The following is a 22716-nucleotide window of genomic DNA, read 5'->3' as shown; positions in this document are numbered from 1 at the left end:
CCTCCATGATGTCACCCCTTGCTGCCATGCAGCGCCATCAGGCTGGCCTGGGCCGAATGCAGCATGGTGCGGCTGCGGCCGTTGCCAACGGCCCCTGCCGGTGTGTAGCTGCCATCCGGCCGCAACAGCCAGGCGTCCTTGGTGTCGTGCAGGTAGGCCTGCAGGCATTCGTCGATGATGCGGCGGCGCAGCGCGCTGTCGGTCACGGGCCAGGCGAGCTCGATGCGCCGCAGCATGTTGCGGTTCATCCAGTCGGCGCTGGACAGCCAGAGTTCCTCCACCTCGCCGGTGCGGAAGTAGAACACCCGTGAATGCTCCAGCAGGCGCCCGATCACCGAGCGCACCTGCACGTTGTCGGTGAAGCCCGGCACCTGGGCGGGCAGGATGCAGGCGCCCCGAATGATCAGGTCGATCTTCACGCCCTGCTGCGAGGCCACGGCCAGGGCCCGTGCCATCGGCTCGTCGGTCAGCGCGTTCATCTTCAGGACGATGCGCGCCTCCTGCCCGGCCTTGGCGGCGGCACCGGCGGCCTCCACCTTGTCGAGCATGGCCTTGTGCAGGTGGAAAGGGGCGATCAGGGCCTTGTTGAGCTTGGGCAGGCGGTTCTGGCTCGCCAGATGCAGAAAGATCTGCTCCATGTCGGCGGTGAGCGCGTCGTCGGCCGTGAGGTAGCTCAGATCGGTGTAGAGGCGCGCCGTGCCGGGGTTGTAGTTGCCGGTGGACAGGTGGGCGTAGCGGCGCAGGCCGCTGGCCTCGCGCCGCGTGACCAGCAGCATCTTGGCGTGCGTCTTGAGCCCCACCACGCCATAGACGACCTGGGCGCCCACAGACTCCAGCCGTTCGGCGTAGTTGATGTTGGCCTCCTCGTCGAAGCGCGCCTTGAGCTCCACCACCGCCGTCACCTCCTTGCCGCGGCGCACCGCCTCGCGCAGCAGGTTCATCAGCTCCGACTTGGCGCCGGTGCGGTAGATGGTCTGCTTGATGGCCAGCACATCCGGGTCTTCCACGGCCTCGCGCAGGAAACCGAGCACCGCATCGAAACTCTCGAAGGGCTGATGGATGAGCACGTCGCCCTGCCGCAGGCGCTCGAAGTACGACTGCCCCGGCGTGAGCTGGGCCGGCCAGCCCGCGTTGTAGGTCTCGAAGCGCAGCGCGGGGGCATCGACCTGGTCGATCAACTGGTTCAGCCGCACCAGGTTGACCGGACCGGGCACGCGGTACAGCGCCCGCTCAGGCAGCGCGAACTGCTCCAGCAGGAAGTTGGAGAGGTGGACCGAACAGCCGGCCGAGACCTCCAGGCGCAAGGCCTGACCATAGTGGCGTTGCTGCAAGCCCTTGCGCAAGGCGGTGCGCAGGTTCTTCACCTCCTCTTCGTCCACCGCCAGATCGGAGTGGCGGGTGACGCGGAACTGGGAGAACTCAGTCACCTGACGCCCGGGGAACAGGTCGTTCAGGTGCGAGCGGATCAGGCTGGAGATGGAGACGAAGTGCGTCTGCCGGGAACCCTTGACCGGTGGCATGCGGAAGAAGCGCGGCAGGATGCGCGGCACCTTCACGATCGCGATCTCGTTTTCGCGGCCGAAGGCATCCTTCCCGGTGAGGCGCACGATGAAGTTGAGCGACTTGTTGGCCACCTGGGGAAACGGGTGGGCCGGGTCCAGTCCCACCGGCATCAGCAGCGGCTGCACTTCCTTGGTGAAGAACTCCTTGACCCAGCGGCGCTGGCGCTGGTTGCGCTCGCCGTGCGAGATCAGCTTGATGCCCTTCTTCTCCAGCAGCGGCAACAACTCGTCGTTGTAGATCGCGTATTGCTGGGCCACCAGCGAATGCACCTTGTCCGAAAGCTCCTCGTAGGACTGCGAGGTGTACAGACCGCGCTGCTCGTTGGCCCGGGCAGCCGTCAGGTGCGGTGCCACGCGGACTTCAAAGAACTCATCCAGGTTGCTGGAGACGATGCTGAGGTAGCGCAGGCGCTCCAGCAGCGGCACGTCCGGCCGGCGCGCCCAGTCCATGACCCGCTCGTTGAAAGCGAGGATGCTGTGATCACGGTCAAGAAGAAGGTGCTTCTGGTTCAGGGTGTTGCCGCTCATGGATGCCGCTGGAATCGAGGGTTCGCCCGCTGCCCGCCGCTCCCGGCCGGAGGTCCGTGGCTCACCATGTGTCGATTATTCAACGATTGGATGACGTTTGTGTGACAACACAGCGCCATCCACCGCCTTCGTCCCGCGAACCGGAGGCCTCTGCCGGCGCGGCCGGGTCAACACGCTGAGATGGGACACGAACAGCGTCGCCGCCCTGCCCCATCCGAACAGCAGGGCACGGTCCCGCGCCTCATGGCGTTTGACTTTCAGCGCATCCCTCCAGGCGTCGCGAAGGTCTTCGCGCAGGGCACCGGCGCGGCTCTCACCCACCACCTGCAGCGGACCATCCACCGGGTAGGCGGCCACCGGCACGCCGCAGGCCATCGCTTCGAGCATGACCAGGCCGAAGGTCTCGCTGCGGCAAGGAAAGACGAACACGTCGGCCGCCGCATACACCTGCGCCAGCTCATGGCGGGGCAACAGGCCGAGCCAGTGCACGTTCGGGTAGCGGTGGCGCAGCGCCGACGCCAGCGGCCCGACGCCACACACGACCTTGCTGCCGGGCACGTCCAGGCGCAGAAAGGCATCCAGGTTCTTCTCGTGCGAAATGCGCCCCACGTACAGGCTGACCGGGTGAGCCAGCGGCCCGAGCGGCGCGTAGGCGGTGGGTGGGTCCGTCAGGGAGAACAGGTGCGTGTCCACGCCGTGCGTCCAGGCGCGCAAGTGGCGAAAGCCGCGGGCCTTGAGCATGTCGAGCACGCCCTGGGTCGGCACCATCACGCCACTGCTTGGGCGGTGAAAGCGGCGCAGCAGCGCATATCCCCAGGACACGGGCACCCGCAGTGCCGCGTGCAGGATCTCCGGAAACTTGGTGTGAAAGGCGGTGGTGAAGGCGAGCTTGCGGCGCAGGCAGTGGCGCCGCGCGGCCCAGCCCAGCGCGCCCTCGGTGGCGATGTGGATCGCATCGGGCTCGGCCGCGTCCATCAACTGGCGCAGGCGACGGCCTGGAAACAGGGCCAGATCGACGCCCGGATGACCGGGGCATGGCCATGTGCGGAACTGACCCGGGTGAATCACGACCACCTCATGGCCGCTCGCCTGGAGCTGCCGCGCCAGCTCCACCAGGGTGGTCACCACGCTGTTGATCTGCGGCTGCCAGGCGTCGGTCACGATCAGAATCTTCATGCGATGCGTCTCCCACTCGTGCCGGATATCTCAGGACGGCTGTCCCTCGGCGTGCGGCTGCGGTGACCGCTCCTCCACGGGCAGACCCGCCGTTGCGTCCCCCGTGCCCCACTGCACGAGTTCGAGGCGCCCGTCCAGGTGTTCGACCAGGGCGGTCAGGCTCTCCACCCAGTCACCGTCGTTGCAGTACAGCGTGCCGTCGATGTGCCGCATTTCGGCCCGGTGGATGTGACCGCAGACGACGCCCTGGTAACCGCGAGAACGGGCCTCGGCGGCCACCGCGCGCTCGAAGTCGGTCACATAGTTCAATGCGCTCTTGACCTTGTGCTTGAGGTACTGCGAGAGCGACCAGTACGGCAGGCCGAGGCGGGCGCGCAGGGAGTTGAGGTGCCGGTTCAGGCGCAGCGTGAGTTCGTAGGCGTTGTCGCCCAGGTAAGCGAGCCACTTGGCGCACTGGATCACGCCGTCGAAATGGTCGCCGTGCACCACCCACAGGCGCTGGCCGTCCGCCGTGGTGTGCACGGCCTCATTCGCGACCTCGATGCCGCCGAAATTGTGACCGTCGAACTGCCGCGCGAATTCATCGTGGTTGCCCGGCACGAACACCACCCGGCACCCCTTGCGCGAGCGCCTCAGCAGCTTCTGCACCACGTCGTTGTGCGCCTGCGGCCAATACCATTTGCGGCGCAGTTGCCAGCCATCGATGATGTCGCCCACCAGGTACAGGGTGTGGCTGGGATGGTGCTTGAGGAAATCCAGCAGAGGCCGCGCCTGGCAACCCGCGGTGCCCAGGTGCAGGTCGGAAATGAAAACGGCCCGGTAGCGGGCACGTTCGGAGGGCTCGTGGGTGTCGTCGTCGCCGCCGCCGTCGGCGGCCCAGACGCCACCGGCCTGCGGCAGGCCGGACTTGACCGCCCAGCCGCCGAGAACGTCGAGCGCGGCTCGCATCAGGCCCCCAGGAAATGCTTGCGATAGCGCGCCGGCAGATCCGAAATGCGCATCAGCATGGGCAGATCGGCCGCGTTGAAGTCCGGGTCCCAAGCCGGTGGGCCCAGCACCTTGGCGCCCAGACGCAGGTAGCCTTTGATCAGCGCGGGCGGCTCCACATCGAGTGTGTCGTCGAGTTGCTCAATCGGCAGTGGCAGGCGTGGCCGCACGTGGCAGTCGATGGGCGCGAGATGCGTCGCCTTCACCTGTCGCCAGATGCTGGCGGCGGCATGGCCGCCACCCACCATGCCGTGCGGGCCTTCGTGCTGCATCGGGATGCTGGCACAGCCGATCATGGTGTCGAGCTGGTTGCGCACCATGAACTCGGCCAGAGCACCCCACAGCGCCATGATCACGCCGCCGTGGCGGTGGTCGGGGTGCACGCAGCTGCGGCCCAGCTCCACCATCCGCTCGCGCACCGCACGCAGGCGGGTGAGGTCGAACTCGGTGTCGCTGTAGGTGCTGCCCACGCGCTTGGCCTGCGCCGGGGTCAGCACGCGGTAGGTGCCGATCACGCGCTGGCTGGCGGCGTCGCGCACCAGCAGGTGTTCACAGAAGTCGTCGAACAGGTCCACGTCGTGGCCGGGCACCTGCTGCGGCAGGCGCGCGCCCATCTCGGTGGCGAACACGTCGAACCTCAGCTTTTGCGCTTCACGAACCTCGTCCAGATGCCGCGCCCAGGAGACGGCGATGCCGCCGCTGACCGGTTCCGGCGCAGTCGGGAGAAGGGAGCGGGGATGAAGTGACCCCCGTGGCAACGAGACCAGCGACAGGTCGAGCGTGGGGGTCGGCAGTTCTTTCATGGCGGGCTCCCGGGACAGAGCACCCGACGGGGGTGCGGAGTGGAATGAAGCTGTGGTCATGAACAGGCAGTGTGCGAACCACGGGTGTCGGCCCCATGGCAATCGCATGAAGTTTTGATGACAGGAGGCCGCCCCCTTGGGGGCCTGCCAGAATACGGAGCTGTGAGCCTCAGCCCAGCCCCTCTTCGCGCGCAGTTGCGCTGCCATCCCGCCACCCCGTGCGGCGTGGTGCTGTCCGTGGCGGTGGAGGTCCGCCCGCAAGCGGACGGCTTGCGGCTTCGCTACACGCTGCGCGGGAACACCGCGGCACTGCGCATCCCGGCGCCCGCTGCGCCCGTGCCCACCGACGGCCTCTGGCAACACACCTGCCTGGAGGCCTTTGTGGCTGGCGACGGCGAAACCGCCTACCGCGAGTTCAATTTCTCGCCGTCGAGCGAGTGGGCCGCCTACCGGTTTTCGTCCGAGCGCCAGCGCGACGAACCCGCCGAAGCCCGAGAGCGGGTGCGGCTCCCACCGCCGCAGGCCCGCACCACCGCCCGAACGCTCACACTCACCGCTCGCCTGCCGACCGGCGCCCTGCCCCGCAGCCCGACCACCCTGTGCCTGGGCCTGAGCGCCGTGATCGAAGAGCTCGACGGCCGCCTGAGCTACTGGGCGCTGCACCACCCGCACGAGCGTCCCGATTTCCACCACCGCGACGGCCGTACCCTGCGACTGGCCGCGCCTTTGCCCTGAACCCAGACCCATGCAATTCGGCCTTGAACGCTTTCTGCAAGACCCCGCCCTGCGCGCGCCCCTCCAAGGCCGGCGCGTGGCCCTGCTCGCGCACCCGGCCTCGGTCACGCGCGACCTGACCCATTCGCTGGATGCCCTGGCCGCCCTGCCCGACGTGCGGCTCAGCGCCGCCTTCGGCCCGCAACACGGCCTGCGCGGCGACAAGCAGGACAACATGGTCGAGTCGCCCGACTACAACGACCCCCGACTCGGCATCCCGGTGCTCAGCCTCTACGGCACGGTGCGCAGACCGACCGACGCCATGATGGACAGCTTCGATGTGCTGCTGGTCGACCTGCAGGACCTCGGCTGCCGCATCTACACCTTCATCACCACGCTGCGCTACGTGCTGGAGGCCGCCGCGCGACACGGCAAGGCGGTGTGGGTGCTCGACCGCCCCAACCCGGCTGGCCGCCCCATCGAAGGCCTCACGCTGCGCGAAGGCTGGGAGAGCTTCGTGGGTGCCGGCCCCATGCCCATGCGCCATGGCATGACCATGGGCGAGCTGGGCCACTGGTTCATCGCCACACTGGGCTTGCAGCTGGAGTACCGCGTGATCACCATGGCCGGCTGGCAGCCCGACGCGTCGCCGGGGTACGGCTGGCCCGAAGGCCGCACCTGGGTCAACCCGAGCCCGAACGCGGCCAACCTCTCGATGGCGCGCGCGTACGCCGGCACCGTGATGCTCGAAGGCACCACGCTGAGCGAAGGCCGAGGCACCACACGCCCCCTGGAGCTCTTCGGTGCGCCCGGCATCGACACCCGCCGCCTGATCGCCGACATGCGCAATTTGGCCCCGCAGTGGCTGCACGGTTGCGTGCTGCGCGAGTGCTTCTTCGAGCCCACCTTCCACAAGCATGTGGGGCAGCTCTGCGCGGGCGTTCAGATCCACGTGGAAGACCCGGCGCACTACGACCATGCCGCCTTCAAGCCCTGGCGCCTGCAGGCGCTGGCGTTCCGGGCCCTGCGGCTGCAGGCGCCGGACTATCCCCTGTGGCGCGATTTCGCCTACGAGTACGAACACGACCGCCTGGCGATCGACCTCATCAACGGTGGGCCGCTGCTGCGCGAGTGGGTGGACGACGTGTCCGCCGCGCCCGACGTGCTGGAGGCCGCCGCGGCCGCCGACGAAGCCGCCTGGGCCGAAGCGCGCCGGCCCCACCTGCTCTACTGAGCGCTCAGAGCCACTTCTGCAGGAACTGGGCGCTGCCCATGGCCGGGTCGAGCTGGTAACCGGCAAAACCGATGCGCTCGTAGAGCCGCATGGCGGGCCGGTTGCCCGACAGGACTTCCAGTGTCAGCTTCACCGCGCCGCGCTCGCGCGCGATCTGCTCGGCCAGGGCCAGCATCTGCTCGGCGACGCCGCGCCCCCGGTGGCTGGCCAGCACCGCCACGTCGTGCACGTTCACCAGCGGCTTGCAGGCGAACGTAGAGAAACCTTCGATGCAGTTGACCAGGCCCACCGGCTGCCCGCCGTCGAAGGCCAGCACGCTGTAGGCCTGCGGCCGCGCCGCGAGGCCAGGCACGAGGTTCGCCTTGGCGAAAGCCGACAGCCCCTCCCCGCCGCCCGCAGGGTCGCTCGCATAGGCATCGAGCAACAGGACCAGCGCCGCCGCGTGCGCCGGGTTCGCATAGTCGGCGCGCAGCGTGGTGATGGCGCTGGCGATCACGCCGGCACCTGCGCCTGCACCGCAGCGGCCAGGCGCTCGGCGCAGGCCTGGGCCTGCTTCGCATCGCGCGCCTCCACCATCACGCGCAGCAGCGGCTCGGTGCCGCTGGCGCGGATCAGCACGCGGCCGGTGTCGGCCAGCTCGGCCTCCACCGCGCGCGTCTCTTCGTCCAGGAAGGTGTTGGTCTTCCAGTCCTGACCGGGCTTGAGGCGCACATTGATCAGGGTCTGCGGGAACAGCGTCACATCGGCCAGCAGCTGGGCCATGGTCTTGCCGCTGTCGACGCAGGCATGCAGCACCTGCAACGCCGACACCAGGCCGTCGCCGGTGGTGTGCCGGTCCAGCACCAGCAGGTGGCCCGAGCCCTCGCCACCCAGCAGCCAGCCGTGGCGCTCGAGTTCTTCCAGCACGTAGCGATCGCCGACCTTGGCGCGCACGAACTTCACCCCCCGCGACTTGAGCGCGACCTCCACCGCCATGTTGGTCATGAGCGTGCCCACCACGCCCGGCACGTCTTCATCGCGCGCGATGCGATCGGCCACGATCAGGTACAGCAGCTCGTCGCCGTTGTACAGCCGCCCTTGGGCGTCCGCCATCTGGATGCGATCGGCGTCGCCATCAAGCGCGATGCCGTAGTCGGCCCCATGGGCCTTCACCGCCTCCAGCAGCGCCTGCGGGTGGGTGGCGCCCACGTTGTGGTTGATGTTCAGGCCGTCGGGGGAGCAACCGATCCGGATGACCTCGGCCCCCAGTTCGTGGAACACGGCGGGCGCGATCTGGTAGGCCGCGCCGTTGGCCCCATCGACCACGATCTTCAGGCCCTTGAGCGTGAGGTGGTGGGCACAGGTGCTCTTGCAGAACTCGATGTAGCGCCCGGCCGCGTCGTCCAGCCGGCGTGCCTTGCCCAGCAAGGCCGACTCCACCCACATGGGCGGCTCCTCCAGCGCGGCCTCGACCGCCAATTCCCAGTCGTCCGGCTGCTTGGCGCCCTGGGCGCTGAAGAACTTGATGCCGTTGTCGCCAAACGGGTTGTGGCTGGCCGAGATCACCACCCCCAGGCTGGCGCGCTGCGCCCGCGTGAGGTAGGCCACGGCGGGCGTGGGCACCGGGCCGAGCAGCACCACATCCACCCCGGCGGAGTTGAAGCCCGACTCCAGCGCCGACTCCAGCATGTAGCCCGAGATGCGGGTGTCCTTGCCGATCAGCACCGTGGGGTGGGCCTCGGTGCGCCGCAGCACGCGGCCCACGGCGTGCGCCAGGCGCAGAACAAAGTCAGGGGTGATGGGGGCCTGGCCCACGGTGCCTCGGATGCCGTCGGTGCCAAAGTATTTGCGGGCCATGCTGCTCCTGTCCTCTCTTGTTGTTCCGTTTTGATCTCTGCATTATCGCGGGCGGCCCTGCCATTCAGCCCGTCTGGAGTGCCAGCCAGACCTTGATGGCGTCGACCGTGTCACGCACATCGTGCACGCGCACCACACGCGCGCCCCGCTCCACGGCCAGCAGGGCGGCCGCCACGCTGGCCGCCGCGCGGTCTGCCGGGCGCTCATGGCGGGTGACGGCCCCCAGCGTGGACTTGCGCGACCAGCCCGCCAGCACGTCGAAACCCAGGGGCAACAACTCGGCCTGGCGCGCCAGCAGGCTCAGGTTCTGGGCCACCGTCTTGCCGAAGCCGACCCCGGGGTCGAGCACGATGCGCTCGCGCGCCACGCCCAGCGCCGTCAGGGCGCCGGCACGTTCCGCCAGAAAGGCGATCACGTCGGGCAGCACATCGCCGTCCATCGGCGCCACCTGCATGGTCTGGGGATCGCGGTGCATGTGCATCAGGCACACGCCGCAGCGGGGATGCGACGCCACCACCTGCAAGGCATCGCCGCGCCGCAGCGCCCAGATGTCGTTGACGATGTCGGCTCCGGCATCGAGCACGGCCCGCATCACCTCGGGCTTGTAGGTGTCCACCGAAATCGGCACGTCCAGACGCACCGCCTCCCGAACCACCGGCAGCACGCGCGCCAGCTCCTCGTCCAGCGGCACGGCGGGACTGCCCGGCCGGGTGGACTCGCCGCCGATGTCGAGGATGTCGGCGCCCTCCTTCAGCAACTGCTCGCAATGCTTCAGTGCCGCCGCCGTGCCCGCGTGCAGCCCCCCGTCGGAAAACGAGTCGGGCGTGACGTTGACGATGCCCATGACGCGGGGGCGGGTGAGATCGATGTCGAAACGGGTGGTTTGCCAGCGCATGGGAGAAGGAGAAAGAGCGGTAGAAACGACAACGGGGCCGAAGCCCCGTGTGTGCATGAAGAACCCGCGCCGTTCAGGCGGCCGAGGGTGTCGGATCGGTGGTCACCGCCGGGGTGCCACCGCTGCCACCGCCGCCACCCACCGAGGGATTGCGCGGCGTCCAGTCCTTGGGCGGGCGCGGCGGCTTGCCGGCCATGATGTCGTCGATCTGGTCGGCGTCGATGGTTTCCCACTCCAGCAGGGCGGTGGCCATGGCGTGCATCTTGTCGCTGTGCTGCTCGATCAGGTCGCGCGCCAGCTTGTACTGAGCGTCGATGATGCGGCGCACCTCGGCGTCCACCTTCTGCATGGTGGACTCGCTCATGTTGGTCGTCTTGGTCACCGAACGACCGAGGAACACCTCGCCCTCGTTCTCGGCGTAGACCATCGGGCCCAGCGCGTCGGTCATGCCGTAGCGCATGACCATGTCGCGGGCAATCGTGGTCGCGCGCTCGAAGTCGTTCGACGCACCGGTGGTCATCTGGTTCATGAACACTTCTTCGGCGATGCGGCCCCCGAACAGCATGCTGATCTGGTTCAGCATGTAGTCCTTGTCGTAGCTGTAGCGGTCCTGCGACGGCAGGCTCATGGTCACGCCCAGCGCGCGGCCGCGCGGGATGATGGTGACCTTGTGCACCGGGTCGCACTTGGGCAACAGCTTGCCGATCAGCGCGTGGCCCGACTCGTGGTAGGCCGTGTTGCGGCGCTCTTCCTCGGGCATGACCATGCTCTTGCGCTCGGGGCCCATGAAGATCTTGTCCTTGGCCTTCTCGAAGTCCTGCATCTCCACCACGCGCGCGTTGCGGCGTGCGGCCATCAGGGCGGCTTCGTTGCAGAGGTTGGCCAGATCGGCGCCGCTCATGCCCGGCGTGCCGCGCGCGATCACGCTGGCGTTCACGTCGGTGCCCAGCGGCACCTTGCGCATGTGCACGTTGAGGATCTGCTCGCGGCCACGGATGTCGGGCAGCGTCACATAGACCTGGCGGTCGAAACGGCCCGGGCGCAGCAATGCGGCATCCAGGATGTCCGGGCGGTTGGTCGCGGCGACCACGATCACGCCCAGGTTGGTCTCGAAACCGTCCATCTCCACCAGCATCTGGTTGAGGGTCTGTTCGCGTTCGTCGTTGCCGCCGCCCAGGCCCGCGCCACGCTGGCGGCCCACGGCGTCGATTTCGTCGATGAAGATGATGCAGGGCGCGTTCTTCTTGGCGTTCTCGAACATGTCGCGCACGCGGGCCGCGCCCACGCCGACGAACATTTCCACGAAGTCGGAACCCGAGATGCTGAAGAACGGCACCTTGGCTTCACCCGCAATGCCCTTGGCCAGCAGCGTCTTGCCGGTGCCCGGCGGGCCGACCAGCAGCAGGCCGCGCGGAATGCGCCCGCCCAGTTTCTGGAACTTGGCCGGGTCCTTCAGGAAGTCCACGACTTCCTTGACTTCTTCCTTGGCCTCGTCGCAGCCCGCCACGTCGGCGAAGGTCACGGTGTTGTTGTTCTCATCGAGCATGCGGGCCTTGCTCTTGCCGAAGCTGAACGCCCCGCCCTTGCCGCCACCCTGCATCTGTCGCATGAAGTAGATCCAGACGCCGATCAGCAGCAGCATCGGACCCCAGCTCACGAGCAGGGTCATCAGCAGCGAGCCTTCTTCGCGCGGACGCACGTCGAACTTCACGTTGTTGTTGATCAGATCGCCGACCAGACCCCGGTCCAGCGAGGTGGCCGTGGTGCGCACGCGACGGTCGTCCTGCGTGACCGCGACGATTTCAGTGCCGCCCTGGCCTTCCTGGATGGTGGCGCTCTTGATGCGCTGGGCCTTGACCTCGTCGATGAATTCGGAATACCCCATGTAACCCGAGCCCGCGGCGGAGCGCGTGTCGAACTGCTTGAAGACGGTGAAAAGCACCATGGCGATGACCATCCACACGGCGATTTTCGAGAACCACTGGTTGTTCAAGTGCAGCTCCTGGAGACGATAGTGACTGACAAGCTCATATGTTTCCCATTCTAGGACTTTCAAGCCCCCATGCCCCTGGGGCATGACGCGGCAATGTCAATCAAAGGGTTGACTTTTATCAATGGCCAAAGGGCGTGGTGCCTCAGCCGGTCTTTTTCAGACCCAGCCCCACCAGGAAGGTTTCCGAGGATTTGTCCCGGGAAGCCTTGGGTTTGACGGCCTTGACCGTGCGAAAGGTCTCGCGGAACAGCGCCACCATGGGGTCGTACGCGCCGCCATGGAACAGCTTGACCACCAGCGCACCGTCCGGTTTGAGGTGATGAACGGCAAAATCCACCGCGAGTTCGACCAGATCGGAGATCCGCGCGGCATCGGTCATGCCGATGCCCGAGAGGTTGGGCGCCATGTCCGACACCACCAGATCGACCTGCTGCACGCCCTTGTCCACGAGTGTGCGCTCCAGTTCGGCCAGCACCTCGGCTTCGCGGAAGTCGCCCTGGATGAAGTGAACGCCCTCCACCGCCTCCATGGGCAGCATGTCCAGCGCGACGATGGTGCCGTGCAGCTCGCCCACCGCCGCCCCGTTCGGGCTGAGCCGGCGGCGCAGGTACTGGCTCCAGGCGCCGGGCGTGGAGCCCAGGTCGACCACCGCCTGGCCCGGTCGGACCAGCCCCAGCGTTTCGTCGATCTCCTGGAGCTTGTAGGCGGCCCGCGCGCGGTAACCGTCCTTCTGGGCCAGGCGCACGTAAGGGTCGTTGACGTGCTGGTTGAGCCAGGCCTTGTTGACCTTCTTGCTCTGTGTTTTGACTTTCATGCCCATAAGGGACGCCCGGGGTCTGTGTAAACGATAATTGTCCCATGCCCCAGATCACACTTACCCCCGCCCAGCGCAAAGTCCACCGAGCCGAGGCCCACCACCTCGATCCCGTCGTCCACATCGGCGGCGACGGTCTGAGCGCCTCGGTGAAGAAAGAGGCCGACGCCGCGCTCAAGGCCCACGGTCTGATCAAGATCCGGGTGCTGAACGACGACCGCGTCGCCCGCGAAGCCATGCTCCAGACCCTGGCCGACGAGCTCGATGCCGCCCCGATCCAGCACATCGGCAAGCTGCTGGTGCTCTGGCGCCCCCTGCCCGAAAAGGAAAAGGTCGTCGACGAGGACCGCAAGCCGGGCCCGCGCGACGTCAAGGTTCTGAAGTTCAGCAAGCGCGGCGGCCAGCGCCCCGAGGTCAAGGTGGTGCGCGTGCTGGGCAACCAGCGCCTGACCCCCGGCGGCCAGGTCAAGCGCGCCAAGGTCATGAAAAAGAGCGTGAAGAAGAGCGCGCAATCCCAGTAGCCGCGACCGCCTTCGGGCACTCGTTCGTGCAGGGCGGCGCCTTGAACTTCCCTCATACCACCACATCTGAGAACGCATGAACGACCGAACCGCTCCCGCCACGCTCAACCCCCTGCTCGACTTCAGCGACCTGCCCAGGTTCGACGCCATCACGCCGGCGGCAGTGGGTCCGGCCATGGATCTTCTGTTGCAGGCCGCGAGCACCGCACTCGAAGAAGTCACAGCCCCCGGGTTTCCCAACGATTGGGCCCGGATCTCCCTCACCCTGGACGTGCCGGCCGAGCGCCTGTCGCGCGCCTGGGGCGCGGTGAGCCACCTCAACAGCGTGGCCGATACCCCCGAGCTGCGCGCGGCCTACAACGAGGCGCTGCCCAAGGTCACCGAGTTCTGGACGCGCCTGGGCGCCGACGAGCGCCTGTACGCCAAGTACAAGGCCATGGACCCGGCCACGCTCAACCCCGAACAGGCCCAGGCCCACCACAACGCCATGCGCGGCTTCGTGCTGGGCGGTGCGGCCCTGGAAGGCGAGGCCAAGGCCCGTTTTGCCTGGCTGCAGGAGCGGCAGGCCGAATTGGCCCAGAAATTCAGTGAAAACGCCCTGGACGCCACCGACGCCTTTTCGCTGATCGCCACGACCGACGAGATGGCCGGCGTGCCCGACGACGTGCTGCAGGCCACTGCGGCGGCGGCCCAGGCCGAGGGCAAGGCCGGTCACAAGCTCACGCTGAAGATGCCCTGCTACCTGCCGGTGATGCAGTTCGCCCACAGCAGCCCGCTGCGCGAAAAGCTCTACCGCGCCTACGCCACGCGCGCCAGCGACCAGGCGGCCGGCGAGGCCGCCAAATTCGACAACACCGCGATCATGGGCGAGTTGCTTGCCCTGCGCCACGAAGAATCCCGCCTGCTGGGCTACCGCCACTACGCCGACGTGTCGCTGGTGCCCAAGATGGCCGAGTCGCCCGAGCAGGTGATCGCCTTCCTGCGCGACCTGGCCGCCAAGGCCCGGCCCCACGCACAGAAAGACCTGGCCGACCTGCGCGAATTCGCCGCCACCGAACTCGGCCTGAAAGATCCCCAGGCCTGGGACTGGCCCTACATCGGCGAGAAGCTCAAGGAAGCGCGCTACGCTTTCAGCGAGCAGGAAGTCAAACCCTATTTCACCGCCCCCAAGGTGCTGGCCGGGTTGTTCCAGATCGTCGAAACCCTGTTCGAGGTCGCCATCCGCCCCGACCAGGCGCCGGTGTGGAACCCGGGTGTGGCGTTCTACCGCATCGAGCGCTCGGGGCCCCAGGGCACCGAGCTGGTCGGGCAGTTCTACCTGGACCCCGCCGCACGCACCGGCAAGCGCGGCGGCGCCTGGATGGACGACGTGCGCGCCCGCTGGCTGCGGCCCGACACCGGTCTGCTGCAAACGCCGGTGGCGCACCTGGTCTGCAACTTCGCCGAAGGGGTGAACGGCAAGCCCGCGCTGCTCACGCACGACGACGTCATCACCCTGTTCCACGAGTTCGGCCACGGCCTGCACCACATGCTCACGAAAGTGAACGAGCGCGATGTCTCCGGCATCAGCGGCGTGGAGTGGGACGCGGTCGAGCTGCCCAGCCAGTTCATGGAGAACTTCTGCTGGGAATGGGACGTGCTCAAGCACATGACGGCCCACGTGGACACCGGCGAGCCCCTGCCGCGCGCGCTGTTCGACAAGATGCTGGCCGCCAAGAACTACCAGAGCGGCCTTCAGACGCTGCGCCAGGTGGAGTTCTCGCTGTTCGACATGCTGCTGCACAGCCTGCCCGAGCCGGCCACAAACGGCGCGGCCATCCTGGCGCTGCAACAACAGGTGCGCGACGAGGTGGCCGTGCTGCAGCCGCCGGCCTACAGCCGTACGCCGCACACCTTCAGCCACATCTTTGCCGGCGGCTACTCGGCGGGCTACTACAGCTACAAATGGGCCGAAGTGCTCTCGGCCGATGCCTATGCCGCCTTCGAGGAGGCGGCGCTGCAAAATGGCCACAGCACGCTGGACGTCGCCACGGGGCGCCGCTATCGTCAGGCGATCCTGGAAGCCGGGGGCAGCCGCCCGGCCATGGAGTCGTTCAAGGCCTTCCGGGGCCGCGAGCCGAGCATCGACGCCCTGTTGCGCCACCAGGGCATGGCTTGATTTGCGCCGTGGCCTGCCGATAGGAACCGTCATGAACGCCCTTCACCGCACTTCCCGACCGTTCGCCCTGGCCGTGCTGGCCGGCCTGCTTGCCGCCCCGGTGCTCGCCCAGGGCGTCTACCGGATCGTGGGACCGGACGGCAAAACCACCTTCTCCGACCAACCGCCACCGGCCACCGCCCCCGTGCGCCCCGTGGGCAACACCGGCGCCGGCGCATCCGCCGGCGCCCAACTGCCCTACGAACTGCGCCAGGTCAGCAGCCGCTACCCCGTCACGCTTTACACCGGCCGGGACTGCGCCCCGTGCAACAGCGGGCGCAACCTGCTCAATGCGCGCGGCATTCCTTACAGCGAAAAAACGATCGAGACGGTGCAGGATGGCGAAGCGCTCAAGCGCCTCAGCGGAGAAACCTCCCTGCCCTTCCTGACCATCGGCGGCCAGCAGATCAAGGGCTACTCGGACACCGAGTGGACGCAATTCCTGGATGCCGCCGGCTACCCCAAACAGTCCGCCCTGCCCTCCAGCTACCGCCGTCCAGGCGCCACGCCGCTGGTGGCCGTGCGGCCTGCCGAGGGTGCCGCAGCGGCCGCATCCGGCGGGGCGCAAGCCACCCAGGCCCCGGCCCCTGCCGAGGTGCCGGTCACACCGCCCCCGCAGAACCCCGCGGGCATCCGCTTCTGATCACCGGCCGGCCTTCCCAGCCGGCTCAGCATCTCAGAACGTCAGCGTCTTCACGCCGTCCGGCGTGCCCAGCAGGCACACGCCCGCCTTCTGATGGGCGAACACCCCCACCGTCACCACGCCCGGCCACTGGTTGACCTGGCTCTCGAACGCCAGCGGGTCGCTGATCTGCAGGCCTGTCACATCCAGGATGTGCTGGCCGTTGTCGGTCACCAGCGGTGCCCCGTCTTTCAACCGCACCTGCGCGGTGGCTCCCATCGCCGCGAACTGGCGCACCAGGCGGGCCGTCGCCATGGGGATCACTTCCACCGGCAAGGGAAAGCGGCCCAGCACCTTCACCAGCTTGGAGTCGTCGGCGATGCAGACGAAGCGGCGCGATTGCGCTGCCACGATCTTTTCCCGCGTGAGGGCTGCGCCCCCGCCCTTGACCATGTGGCCCTGGCCGTCGATCTCGTCCGCACCGTCGATGTAGACCGAGAGTTCGCCCACGGCATTGGCCTCGAAGACCGGGATGCCCAGCGCTTTCAGGCGCGCGGTGGACGCTTCCGAGCTGGAGACGGCACCGGGAATCTGATCCTTCATGCCAGCCAGTGCGTCGATGAACTTGTTGACGGTCGAGCCGGTGCCGACCCCCACGATGTCGCCCGGGGTCACGTATTGCAGGGCAGCCTGGCCCACCAGGGCTTTGAGTTCGTCTTGGGTCATTTGAGACAATCGGTTGGAACAACAAGCCGGATTATCCAATGTCGCTTCTTCCCTACGGCGTCGCACGCCCCTTTCTGTTCAGCCTGGACCCCGAGGCCGCCCACGAACTCACCCTGGGCTCCATCGCGCGGCTGCAGAACTCACCGCTGACCTGCCTGTATGGTGAACCCCGCGTGCACGACCCGTACACGCTGGCCGGGCTGCAGTTTCCCAACCGCGTGGGCCTGGCCGCCGGCCTGGACAAGAACGCGCGCTGCATCGACGGCCTGGCGGCGATGGGTTTCGGTTTCGTCGAGGTGGGCACCGTGACCCCCAAGGCCCAGCCCGGCAACCCCAAGCCCCGCATGTTCCGCCTGCCCAAGGCCCAGGCCCTGATCAACCGCCTGGGTTTCAACAACGAGGGGCTGGACGCCTTCATCACCAACGTGAAGAAGGCGCGCTTTCGCCAGCAGAACGGCGTGAGTCCCATGCTGCTGGGCCTGAACATCGGCAAGAACGCCAGCACGCCGATCGAGCGCGCGACCGACGACTACCTGACCTGCCTCGACGGGGTCTATCCCCACGCCGACTACGTCACCGTGAACATCTCCAGCCCCAACACGCAAAACCTGCGCAGCCTGCAGAGCGATGAGGCCCTGGACGCCCTGCTCGGTGCGGTCGCGGAGCGGCGGGAGCTGCTGGCGCAGCGCCATGGCCGGCGCATCCCGGTGTTCGTGAAGATCGCACCGGACCTGGACGAAACGCAGGTCGAGATCATCGCCACCACGCTGATGCGCTACGGCTCGGACAGCGACGGCGTGGCCACCAGCGCCTTCGGCGTGATCGCGACCAACACCACGCTGAGCCGCGAAGCGGTGGCAGGCCTGCCGCACGCGCAGGAAACCGGCGGCCTCTCGGGGGCGCCCGTGCTGCAGGCCAGCAACCGCGTGATCCGCCAGCTGCGCGCCTGCCTGGGCAAGAGCTTCCCCATCATCGGCGTGGGCGGCGTGATGAGCGCGGAAGACGCGGTGAGCAAGATCCAGTCGGGCGCGAACCTGGTGCAGATCTACACCGGCCTGATCTACCAGGGGCCTGCCCTGGTCTGGGCATCGGCGCGGGCGATCCAGGCCCAGGCTCAGGCCGAGAGCTGATCAGGTCAGCGCAACGACCTGGTCGGCGATGGCCAGGCAGCTGGTGAGGCCCGGGGATTCGATCCCGAACAGGTTGACCAGTCCCGGCAGGCCGTGCACCGCCGGCCCTTGAATGACGAAGTCCGCCGCCGGCTCATGCGGCCCGCTGATCTTGGGCCGCATGCCCGCGTAGCCGGGCTGCAAGGCGCCGTCCGGCAGACCCGGCCAGTAGCGGCGCACCTCCGCGTAGAACGCCTCACCCCGGGCCGGGTCCACCTGCAGATCGTCGGCCCGGTCGACCCATTGCACATCCGGCCCGAACTTGGCCTGCCCGCCCAGGTCCAGCGTGAGGTGCACCCCCAGGCCCGCGAGGTGCTTGTCGGGCTCGGGCGCGGGATAGATGAGGTGGTCGAAAGGGGCGCGGCCCGACAGGGTGAAATAGCTGCCCTTCGCAAACCACGCGCGAGGCACGTGCTCGGCGGTCAACCCGCGAATGCGCCGCGCCAGGTCGCACGCGCCCAGCCCCGCGGCATTGACCACCGTGCGCGCCTGCAGGCGTGTGCCGTCGAGCGTCTGGACATCGATGCCCGCACCGGACGCGGCAACCTGCGCCACGTCCGCGTGGCACACCACCATGCCGCCCGCGTGCTCCAGATCGCCCTGCAGCGCCAACATCAGGCCATGGCTGTCCACGATGCCGGTGGACGGCGAATGCACCGCCCCCAGGCACTCCAGCTGCGGCTCCAGTTCCCGCGCCTGCTCGCGGCTGAGCAACTGCAAATCGTGCACGCCGTTCGCGCGGGCCTTCTCGATGATCGACGGCAGGGCCGCCAGTTGGGACGCGGTGTGGGCCACGATGAGCTTGCCGCAGCGCCGGTGGGCGATGCCTCGCTGCGCGCAATAGGCGTACAGGTCCTGCTTGCCCTGAACGCACAGCCGCGCCTTGAGCGAACCCGCCGGGTAGTAGATGCCGGCATGGATGACCTCGCTGTTGCGCGAGCTCGTGCCGGTGCCGATGTCCGCCTCACGCTCCAGCACCATCACCTCGCGCCCCGCCAGGGCCAGGGCACGGGCCACGGCGAGCCCCACCACGCCGGCACCCGCCACCAGGGCATCCACCTGTTCGACAGCGCTCATGGCGAATCCTTAGCGGTGCCGGTCCACCAGCTCCTGCACATAGCGGGAGGGAATGGCATACGAGATGCCCGAAGGCTGGCTCAGCGCCGACTCGCGCGTGTTCTTGATCAGCACCATGTTCATCACCCCCATCACCTCGCCCGTCTCCGGATCGAACAGCGGCCCGCCGCTGTTGCCCGGGTAGGCCGTCGCATCGAGCTGGAAGATGTCGTAGGTGCCGTTGCGCAGACTGCGGATGGCCTGCTCCCTCAAGCGCTCCGCTGAGGGACTGGGCAAGGCCGCCGAGGTGATGGTGGACACCGTCGCCCGGTGCGTGACATGCGAGAACCCGAGCGAGCCCCCGATGGGAAACCCCATGAAAGCGAGATCGTCACCCTCCCTCACGCGCCGGGAGTCCCCGATCTTGAGCGCCGGCCCGGGCGCGCCCGCCACGCGCAGCAGGGTCAGGTCGCGCGCGGCATCGGTTTCCAGCACGGTGGCCGTGCGCATCTGCCAGTCGCCCTGCCCCACACGCACCTGAACCACCAGCGAAGCCTCGTCGGCCGATCCGGCGTCCGACGGCAACACATGGGCACTGGTCACCACCAGATCACCCCGCGCCACCAGGAAGCCCGCGCCGCGCAATTGAAAGCGCGGGTTGTCGGTGGTCTTGAACGTACCGACCAGCACCACCGAAGGCTTGACCCGCAGCACCGTGTCGGCCAGGCCTGCCCAGGTGCTGGCCGCCCACAGGAGACCGATCGCACCGAGGCTCGCGACATGGAAAAGGCGTCGTTTCATTTGGCTTCCACGGGATCCGCCCGCACGGATTTGACCAGCTTGCGCAGAAGATGCCACACCAGCATGACCGGCGGCATGCGCAACCAGTGCCCCCGCAGGTAAAGGATGAAACGCGCAGCGGGCGTCCACGCGTCCGAAGCCGACGCGTGGGCCGGGCGCAGAGCCCGCAGGAAAAGCGCGTCCAGCGCGCGCTGGCGCCAAGGGGCAATGCGCACACCCGGGCTGGCTCGCAGCGCCTCGGTCACCTCCGGGAGGATGGGGGTCTCCAGCAGCATTCCGGCGTAGCGCAAAGCCTGGTGCAGGGGCCACTCCAGTTGCAAGGCGCGGGCCCGTGCGAGCAGCTCGGGCCAGAAGGTGGCGTTCGCCGCGAACTCGCGCAGCAGCGCGTCCAGATCGACCAGGCCCCGCAGCCCGAGCTCCAGATCGCCCTCATGGAACAGATGCGCGGCGCTGTGCAACACCATGTCGGCAGGGCACAGCACCTGGATGCGGGCATCGTCGCCGATCGCTCGCGCGCTGCCCAACAGCAGGTTGGAATCGGGCTTGAGCCGGGCCGTCAGCGGCATGATGGCGTGGTGAACATCGAGCACCGTGCCCCGTTTCATGTGTTTCAGCGGCGGCAGCTCGTGCATCCAGGTCCGGTAGTAACGCTGGTCGTAGGCATCGCGGTTCATGGACACCCAGCCGCCCATCATCAGCGCCGACTCCACGTCGGCCAGGCGCTGCCTGGGCACCAGGATGTCCACGTCCGACACCATGCGCCCGCGCGAGGCATCCAGGCCCGCCATGGTGTAGGCCGCGCCCTTGAGCAGCACCACCGGCAGGCCGACGGCCTCCAGCGCACGCGCAATCTCGACCACCTCGTAGCGCAGCTCGGTGTGCTGACGGGCCGCCAACCCCATGGCCGAAGCCAGGTGCCGGCGCGGAGCCGGGGGCAGGTCCTCCCAGACCCCGCTCGCCTGAGCACCGCTGCCGATGCGGGCAAGCGCATCGGCCTGACGGGCCTGGCGGATGAGCAGGTCCCAGGCACCCGGGCTCAGGCCGCTCAGCGTGGCGGGTTGCTTCAAGGCGGCGACAAGGATGTCGATGCGAGGCAGTGTCATGCGGGAGCGGCGGCCAGGTTGTCGAACCAGGCGATGGCTTCGTCCAGGTGGCTGTACTCCAGGTCGTGACAGCCACAACCGTCCACCAAGGCCGCCAAGGCCTGAAAACCGGTGCGCCCATGGACATGGTGGTTGAAGCTGTTGGACGCCAGCTCCACCAACGCGCTGGCCTTGGGGCGTTCGACCACGGTCAGCGCAGCGTCTCGCTTGAACCGGGGAAACACCACCCACGCCGGCGAAGCCGATCGGTCTGCGCGTGCGAGGCTGTCCGGTGAAATGCGCATGTGGGCCACCGTGCCCTTCATCGTGTCCCGGGCGACCGGCCCGAAGCTCGCACCGGGCGCACGTCTGCGGATGACTTCGATCGACTCGTTCTTCAGGCTCACGGGGCGCGGCGACGGGGTCACCTGACCCGACACCGGATCGAGCAGCGCCATCTCGTCGGACAACAGGCGCCAGCCACTCAGCATGAGGGCCGCGCACAGCGTGCTCTTGCCCGAGCCCGGAGGCGCCGGAAGAACGAGCACCCGGCCGCCCTTTTCCAGCACCGCCGAGTGGATCGTGATCCAGGTGTGGCAATAGCTGGTCACGCACCAGTTCATGCCCCATTCCAGGAACGCGAACGCCTCGCCGTACGCCAGCGGGGTGAACGGCCGAAAACCATCCATCTCGAAAACACACACCGTCTTCCACGGGAGGCGCTTGGGCTTCACGGCCACGTGGAAATCGGCGAAGACATCGTCTCCCGTCAGGACTTCGTGGTCGGGGTACAGCGCATGCAGGCCTTCTGCCACCACCGATATGGGGCTGCGGATGTGCATGACGAAAGGGGGGATGCGCAAATAGACGCCGTCGGTGCGGAGGCGTTGCGCCAGTTCCGCCGGGGAAAATGCCGCCAGCGCCTGCGTTGAACTTACCCCGGCGTGCACTCGATCAAACCCATTGACTCGAACTGCATCAGCAAGGACTGCAACATGTCCAGTTCCTCGGTGGCAGGTTCAACAAGGCCCAGGGCCTGGGCAAGGCTGGCGGCGTCGTGGGCCTGCCCGGCGAGGAACAGGTCAAACGCCTCGCCTGCCACGGGCGTCAGCGCGTGAAGGCTGCCGCTGGTGTCGTCGTACACGACCACACCATCCGGCCAACGCTGAATCGCGAAATGATCGGCCCGGGAACAACCGAAGTTGGCCTGAGCCTGTGCCAGGGTCACAGGAAGGCTGGACCGTAGATCATGTCAAAGTAGGCCATCGTCTGCGACAGCGTCCAGGTCGTTCCCGAGAAGGGCGACCACACACCCTGACCATTCCAGATGGCGCTGCACTGGCTCTTGGTCAGCAGCACGCGCGTCGAATCGTTGTTGAACGCGGTCGCCGTCAGGAAGGCCGCGGCCACATGGCGGGCCAGAGCCGCGTTGTTGCGGTTGCCGCCTTGCTCGAGCACCTGCTGGATCGTCAGGCTGCCGTAGGCGTTGCCGGGGTCGCGCGTGAAGCCGGTGGTGGTCGAAAGAAACTTGGTCGTTTCCTTGAACTTCGTGGCCAGACCGGCGTTGCTGTTCTTCCAGTAGCCGTGCGACTTGCACTCGTAGTCGGTCTTGATCGCACGGCCTTGGCTGACCTTCATTTGCGCGGCGGCCAGCGAAGAGAACGACGAGGGGCGAATGCAGGTGTGGTCCCCTGCCAGCACGCTGTTGCTCTTCAGGGCAGCCATCACCGGGGCGGCCGAGAGGCCGGCACGCACCAGGCGGCGGCGAGACACGCCGGAAGTAGGCTGGGACGGAGTGGAAGAATCGATCATCTTGTTTACCTCTCTGGCAAGACAGGCCCGGGTGCGAAATGAAGCCAACGGATGCTTGAGCCTTTGGTAGCGCAAGTATAGAGCACGCGCAACAAAAAGTAAGCAAATACGGGTCAAAAGCGGACATATTGCCCGCTTTGGCGCCCCGTCGAAACGGCGCTGGCCCGCTCGTTTCGACGCCTGGATTC

Annotated in this window: 22 protein-coding genes; 6 read left to right on the top strand and 16 right to left on the bottom strand. The window is 67.7% G+C overall.

Annotation, left to right across the window (positions count from 1 at the left end; genetic code table 11):
- Nucleotides 1-11: 11 nt before the first annotated feature.
- From ppk1 to AC07ZS_RS05290, 4 genes are all read right to left on the bottom strand, one after another.
- The gene (ppk1, locus tag AC07ZS_RS05305; protein ID WP_494797538.1) at nt 12-2090 is read right to left on the bottom strand and encodes a polyphosphate kinase 1; all 2079 of its coding nucleotides are present in this window, start codon (nt 2088-2090) and stop codon (nt 12-14) included.
- A 75-nt stretch (nt 2091-2165) separates the two neighbouring features.
- On the bottom strand, nt 2166-3266 hold the full coding sequence (locus AC07ZS_RS05300; RefSeq protein WP_494797537.1) for a glycosyltransferase family 4 protein: 1101 nt from the start codon (nt 3264-3266) through the stop codon (nt 2166-2168).
- Between the two features lie 30 nt (nt 3267-3296).
- Nucleotides 3297-4214 (bottom strand): UDP-2,3-diacylglucosamine diphosphatase, encoded by a 918-nt coding sequence (locus tag AC07ZS_RS05295; RefSeq protein WP_494797536.1) that lies wholly within the window; start codon nt 4212-4214, stop codon nt 3297-3299.
- Nucleotides 4214-5056, bottom strand: a complete 843-nt coding sequence (locus tag AC07ZS_RS05290; RefSeq protein WP_494797535.1) for a GNAT family N-acetyltransferase — start codon at nt 5054-5056, stop codon at nt 4214-4216. The genes AC07ZS_RS05295 and AC07ZS_RS05290 overlap by 1 nt, the downstream gene beginning before the upstream one ends.
- Before the next feature lie 162 nt (nt 5057-5218).
- Here AC07ZS_RS05290 and AC07ZS_RS05285 point away from each other — a divergent pair, with 162 nt between their 5' ends.
- Nucleotides 5219-5791: a DOMON-like domain-containing protein gene (locus tag AC07ZS_RS05285; protein ID WP_494797534.1), complete on the top strand. Its 573-nt coding sequence runs from the start codon at nt 5219-5221 to the stop codon at nt 5789-5791.
- A gap of 10 nt (nt 5792-5801) precedes the next feature.
- A complete protein-coding gene (locus AC07ZS_RS05280; protein ID WP_494797533.1) occupies nt 5802-7004 on the top strand; it encodes an exo-beta-N-acetylmuramidase NamZ family protein in 1203 nt (400 codons plus the stop codon).
- Between the two features lie 4 nt (nt 7005-7008).
- Here the strand turns inward: AC07ZS_RS05280 and AC07ZS_RS05275 are convergent, their stop codons facing one another.
- The 5 genes from AC07ZS_RS05275 to AC07ZS_RS05255 all read right to left on the bottom strand — a co-directional run bounded on the left by AC07ZS_RS05275 (nt 7009) and on the right by AC07ZS_RS05255 (nt 12542).
- Nucleotides 7009-7500, bottom strand: coding sequence for a GNAT family N-acetyltransferase (locus AC07ZS_RS05275; protein ID WP_494797532.1), 492 nt, complete (start codon nt 7498-7500; stop codon nt 7009-7011).
- A complete protein-coding gene (gene glmM / locus AC07ZS_RS05270) occupies nt 7497-8840 on the bottom strand; it encodes a phosphoglucosamine mutase (protein WP_494797531.1) in 1344 nt (447 codons plus the stop codon). Before glmM ends, AC07ZS_RS05275 begins: the two co-directional genes overlap by 4 nt.
- Before the next feature lie 64 nt (nt 8841-8904).
- On the bottom strand, nt 8905-9735 hold the full coding sequence (gene folP / locus AC07ZS_RS05265) for a dihydropteroate synthase (RefSeq protein ID WP_494797530.1): 831 nt from the start codon (nt 9733-9735) through the stop codon (nt 8905-8907).
- Nucleotides 9736-9808: 73 nt separating this feature from the next.
- Nucleotides 9809-11728, bottom strand: a complete 1920-nt coding sequence (gene ftsH / locus AC07ZS_RS05260) for an ATP-dependent zinc metalloprotease FtsH (RefSeq protein WP_494797529.1) — start codon at nt 11726-11728, stop codon at nt 9809-9811.
- A gap of 142 nt (nt 11729-11870) precedes the next feature.
- On the bottom strand, nt 11871-12542 hold the full coding sequence (locus AC07ZS_RS05255; protein WP_494797528.1) for an RlmE family RNA methyltransferase: 672 nt from the start codon (nt 12540-12542) through the stop codon (nt 11871-11873).
- Between the two features lie 44 nt (nt 12543-12586).
- Between AC07ZS_RS05255 and AC07ZS_RS05250 the strand changes: the two genes are divergently transcribed.
- The 3 genes from AC07ZS_RS05250 to AC07ZS_RS05240 all read left to right on the top strand — a co-directional run bounded on the left by AC07ZS_RS05250 (nt 12587) and on the right by AC07ZS_RS05240 (nt 15903).
- Entirely contained in the window at nt 12587-13063 is a 477-nt protein-coding gene (locus AC07ZS_RS05250; RefSeq protein WP_494797527.1) for a YhbY family RNA-binding protein, read from the top strand.
- Nucleotides 13064-13139: 76 nt separating this feature from the next.
- Nucleotides 13140-15221, top strand: a complete 2082-nt coding sequence (locus tag AC07ZS_RS05245; protein ID WP_494797526.1) for a M3 family metallopeptidase — start codon at nt 13140-13142, stop codon at nt 15219-15221.
- Between the two features lie 31 nt (nt 15222-15252).
- Complete coding sequence (locus tag AC07ZS_RS05240) at nt 15253-15903, top strand: DUF4124 domain-containing protein (protein WP_494797525.1); 651 nt, start codon at nt 15253-15255, stop codon at nt 15901-15903.
- A gap of 33 nt (nt 15904-15936) precedes the next feature.
- Here the strand turns inward: AC07ZS_RS05240 and rpiA are convergent, their stop codons facing one another.
- The gene (gene rpiA, locus AC07ZS_RS05235; RefSeq protein WP_494797524.1) at nt 15937-16608 is read right to left on the bottom strand and encodes a ribose-5-phosphate isomerase RpiA; all 672 of its coding nucleotides are present in this window, start codon (nt 16606-16608) and stop codon (nt 15937-15939) included.
- 38 nt (nt 16609-16646) lie between these two features.
- Between rpiA and AC07ZS_RS05230 the strand changes: the two genes are divergently transcribed.
- Entirely contained in the window at nt 16647-17738 is a 1092-nt protein-coding gene (locus AC07ZS_RS05230; protein ID WP_494797523.1) for a quinone-dependent dihydroorotate dehydrogenase, read from the top strand.
- Here the strand turns inward: AC07ZS_RS05230 and AC07ZS_RS05225 are convergent, their stop codons facing one another.
- From AC07ZS_RS05225 to AC07ZS_RS05200, 6 genes are read right to left on the bottom strand one after another with little or no spacing between them, the layout of a single operon-like run.
- Nucleotides 17739-18854: an NAD(P)/FAD-dependent oxidoreductase gene (locus tag AC07ZS_RS05225; protein WP_494797522.1), complete on the bottom strand. Its 1116-nt coding sequence runs from the start codon at nt 18852-18854 to the stop codon at nt 17739-17741.
- 9 nt (nt 18855-18863) lie between these two features.
- Nucleotides 18864-19634 (bottom strand): S1C family serine protease, encoded by a 771-nt coding sequence (locus AC07ZS_RS05220; RefSeq protein WP_494797521.1) that lies wholly within the window; start codon nt 19632-19634, stop codon nt 18864-18866.
- Nucleotides 19631-20737, bottom strand: a complete 1107-nt coding sequence (locus AC07ZS_RS05215) for a nucleotidyltransferase domain-containing protein (protein ID WP_494797520.1) — start codon at nt 20735-20737, stop codon at nt 19631-19633. Before AC07ZS_RS05215 ends, AC07ZS_RS05220 begins: the two co-directional genes overlap by 4 nt.
- On the bottom strand, nt 20734-21666 hold the full coding sequence (locus AC07ZS_RS05210) for an HprK-related kinase A (RefSeq protein WP_494797519.1): 933 nt from the start codon (nt 21664-21666) through the stop codon (nt 20734-20736). The genes AC07ZS_RS05215 and AC07ZS_RS05210 overlap by 4 nt, the downstream gene beginning before the upstream one ends.
- Complete coding sequence (locus tag AC07ZS_RS05205) at nt 21651-21944, bottom strand: hypothetical protein (protein WP_494797518.1); 294 nt, start codon at nt 21942-21944, stop codon at nt 21651-21653. The genes AC07ZS_RS05210 and AC07ZS_RS05205 overlap by 16 nt, the downstream gene beginning before the upstream one ends.
- Nucleotides 21941-22528, bottom strand: coding sequence for a hypothetical protein (locus AC07ZS_RS05200; protein ID WP_494797517.1), 588 nt, complete (start codon nt 22526-22528; stop codon nt 21941-21943). The genes AC07ZS_RS05205 and AC07ZS_RS05200 overlap by 4 nt, the downstream gene beginning before the upstream one ends.
- Nucleotides 22529-22716 lie beyond the last annotated feature (188 nt).

The organism is Hydrogenophaga sp. GW456-12-10-14-TSB4, from assembly GCF_059424305.1.
This window is presented reverse-complemented; position numbering and strand designations above follow the sequence as displayed.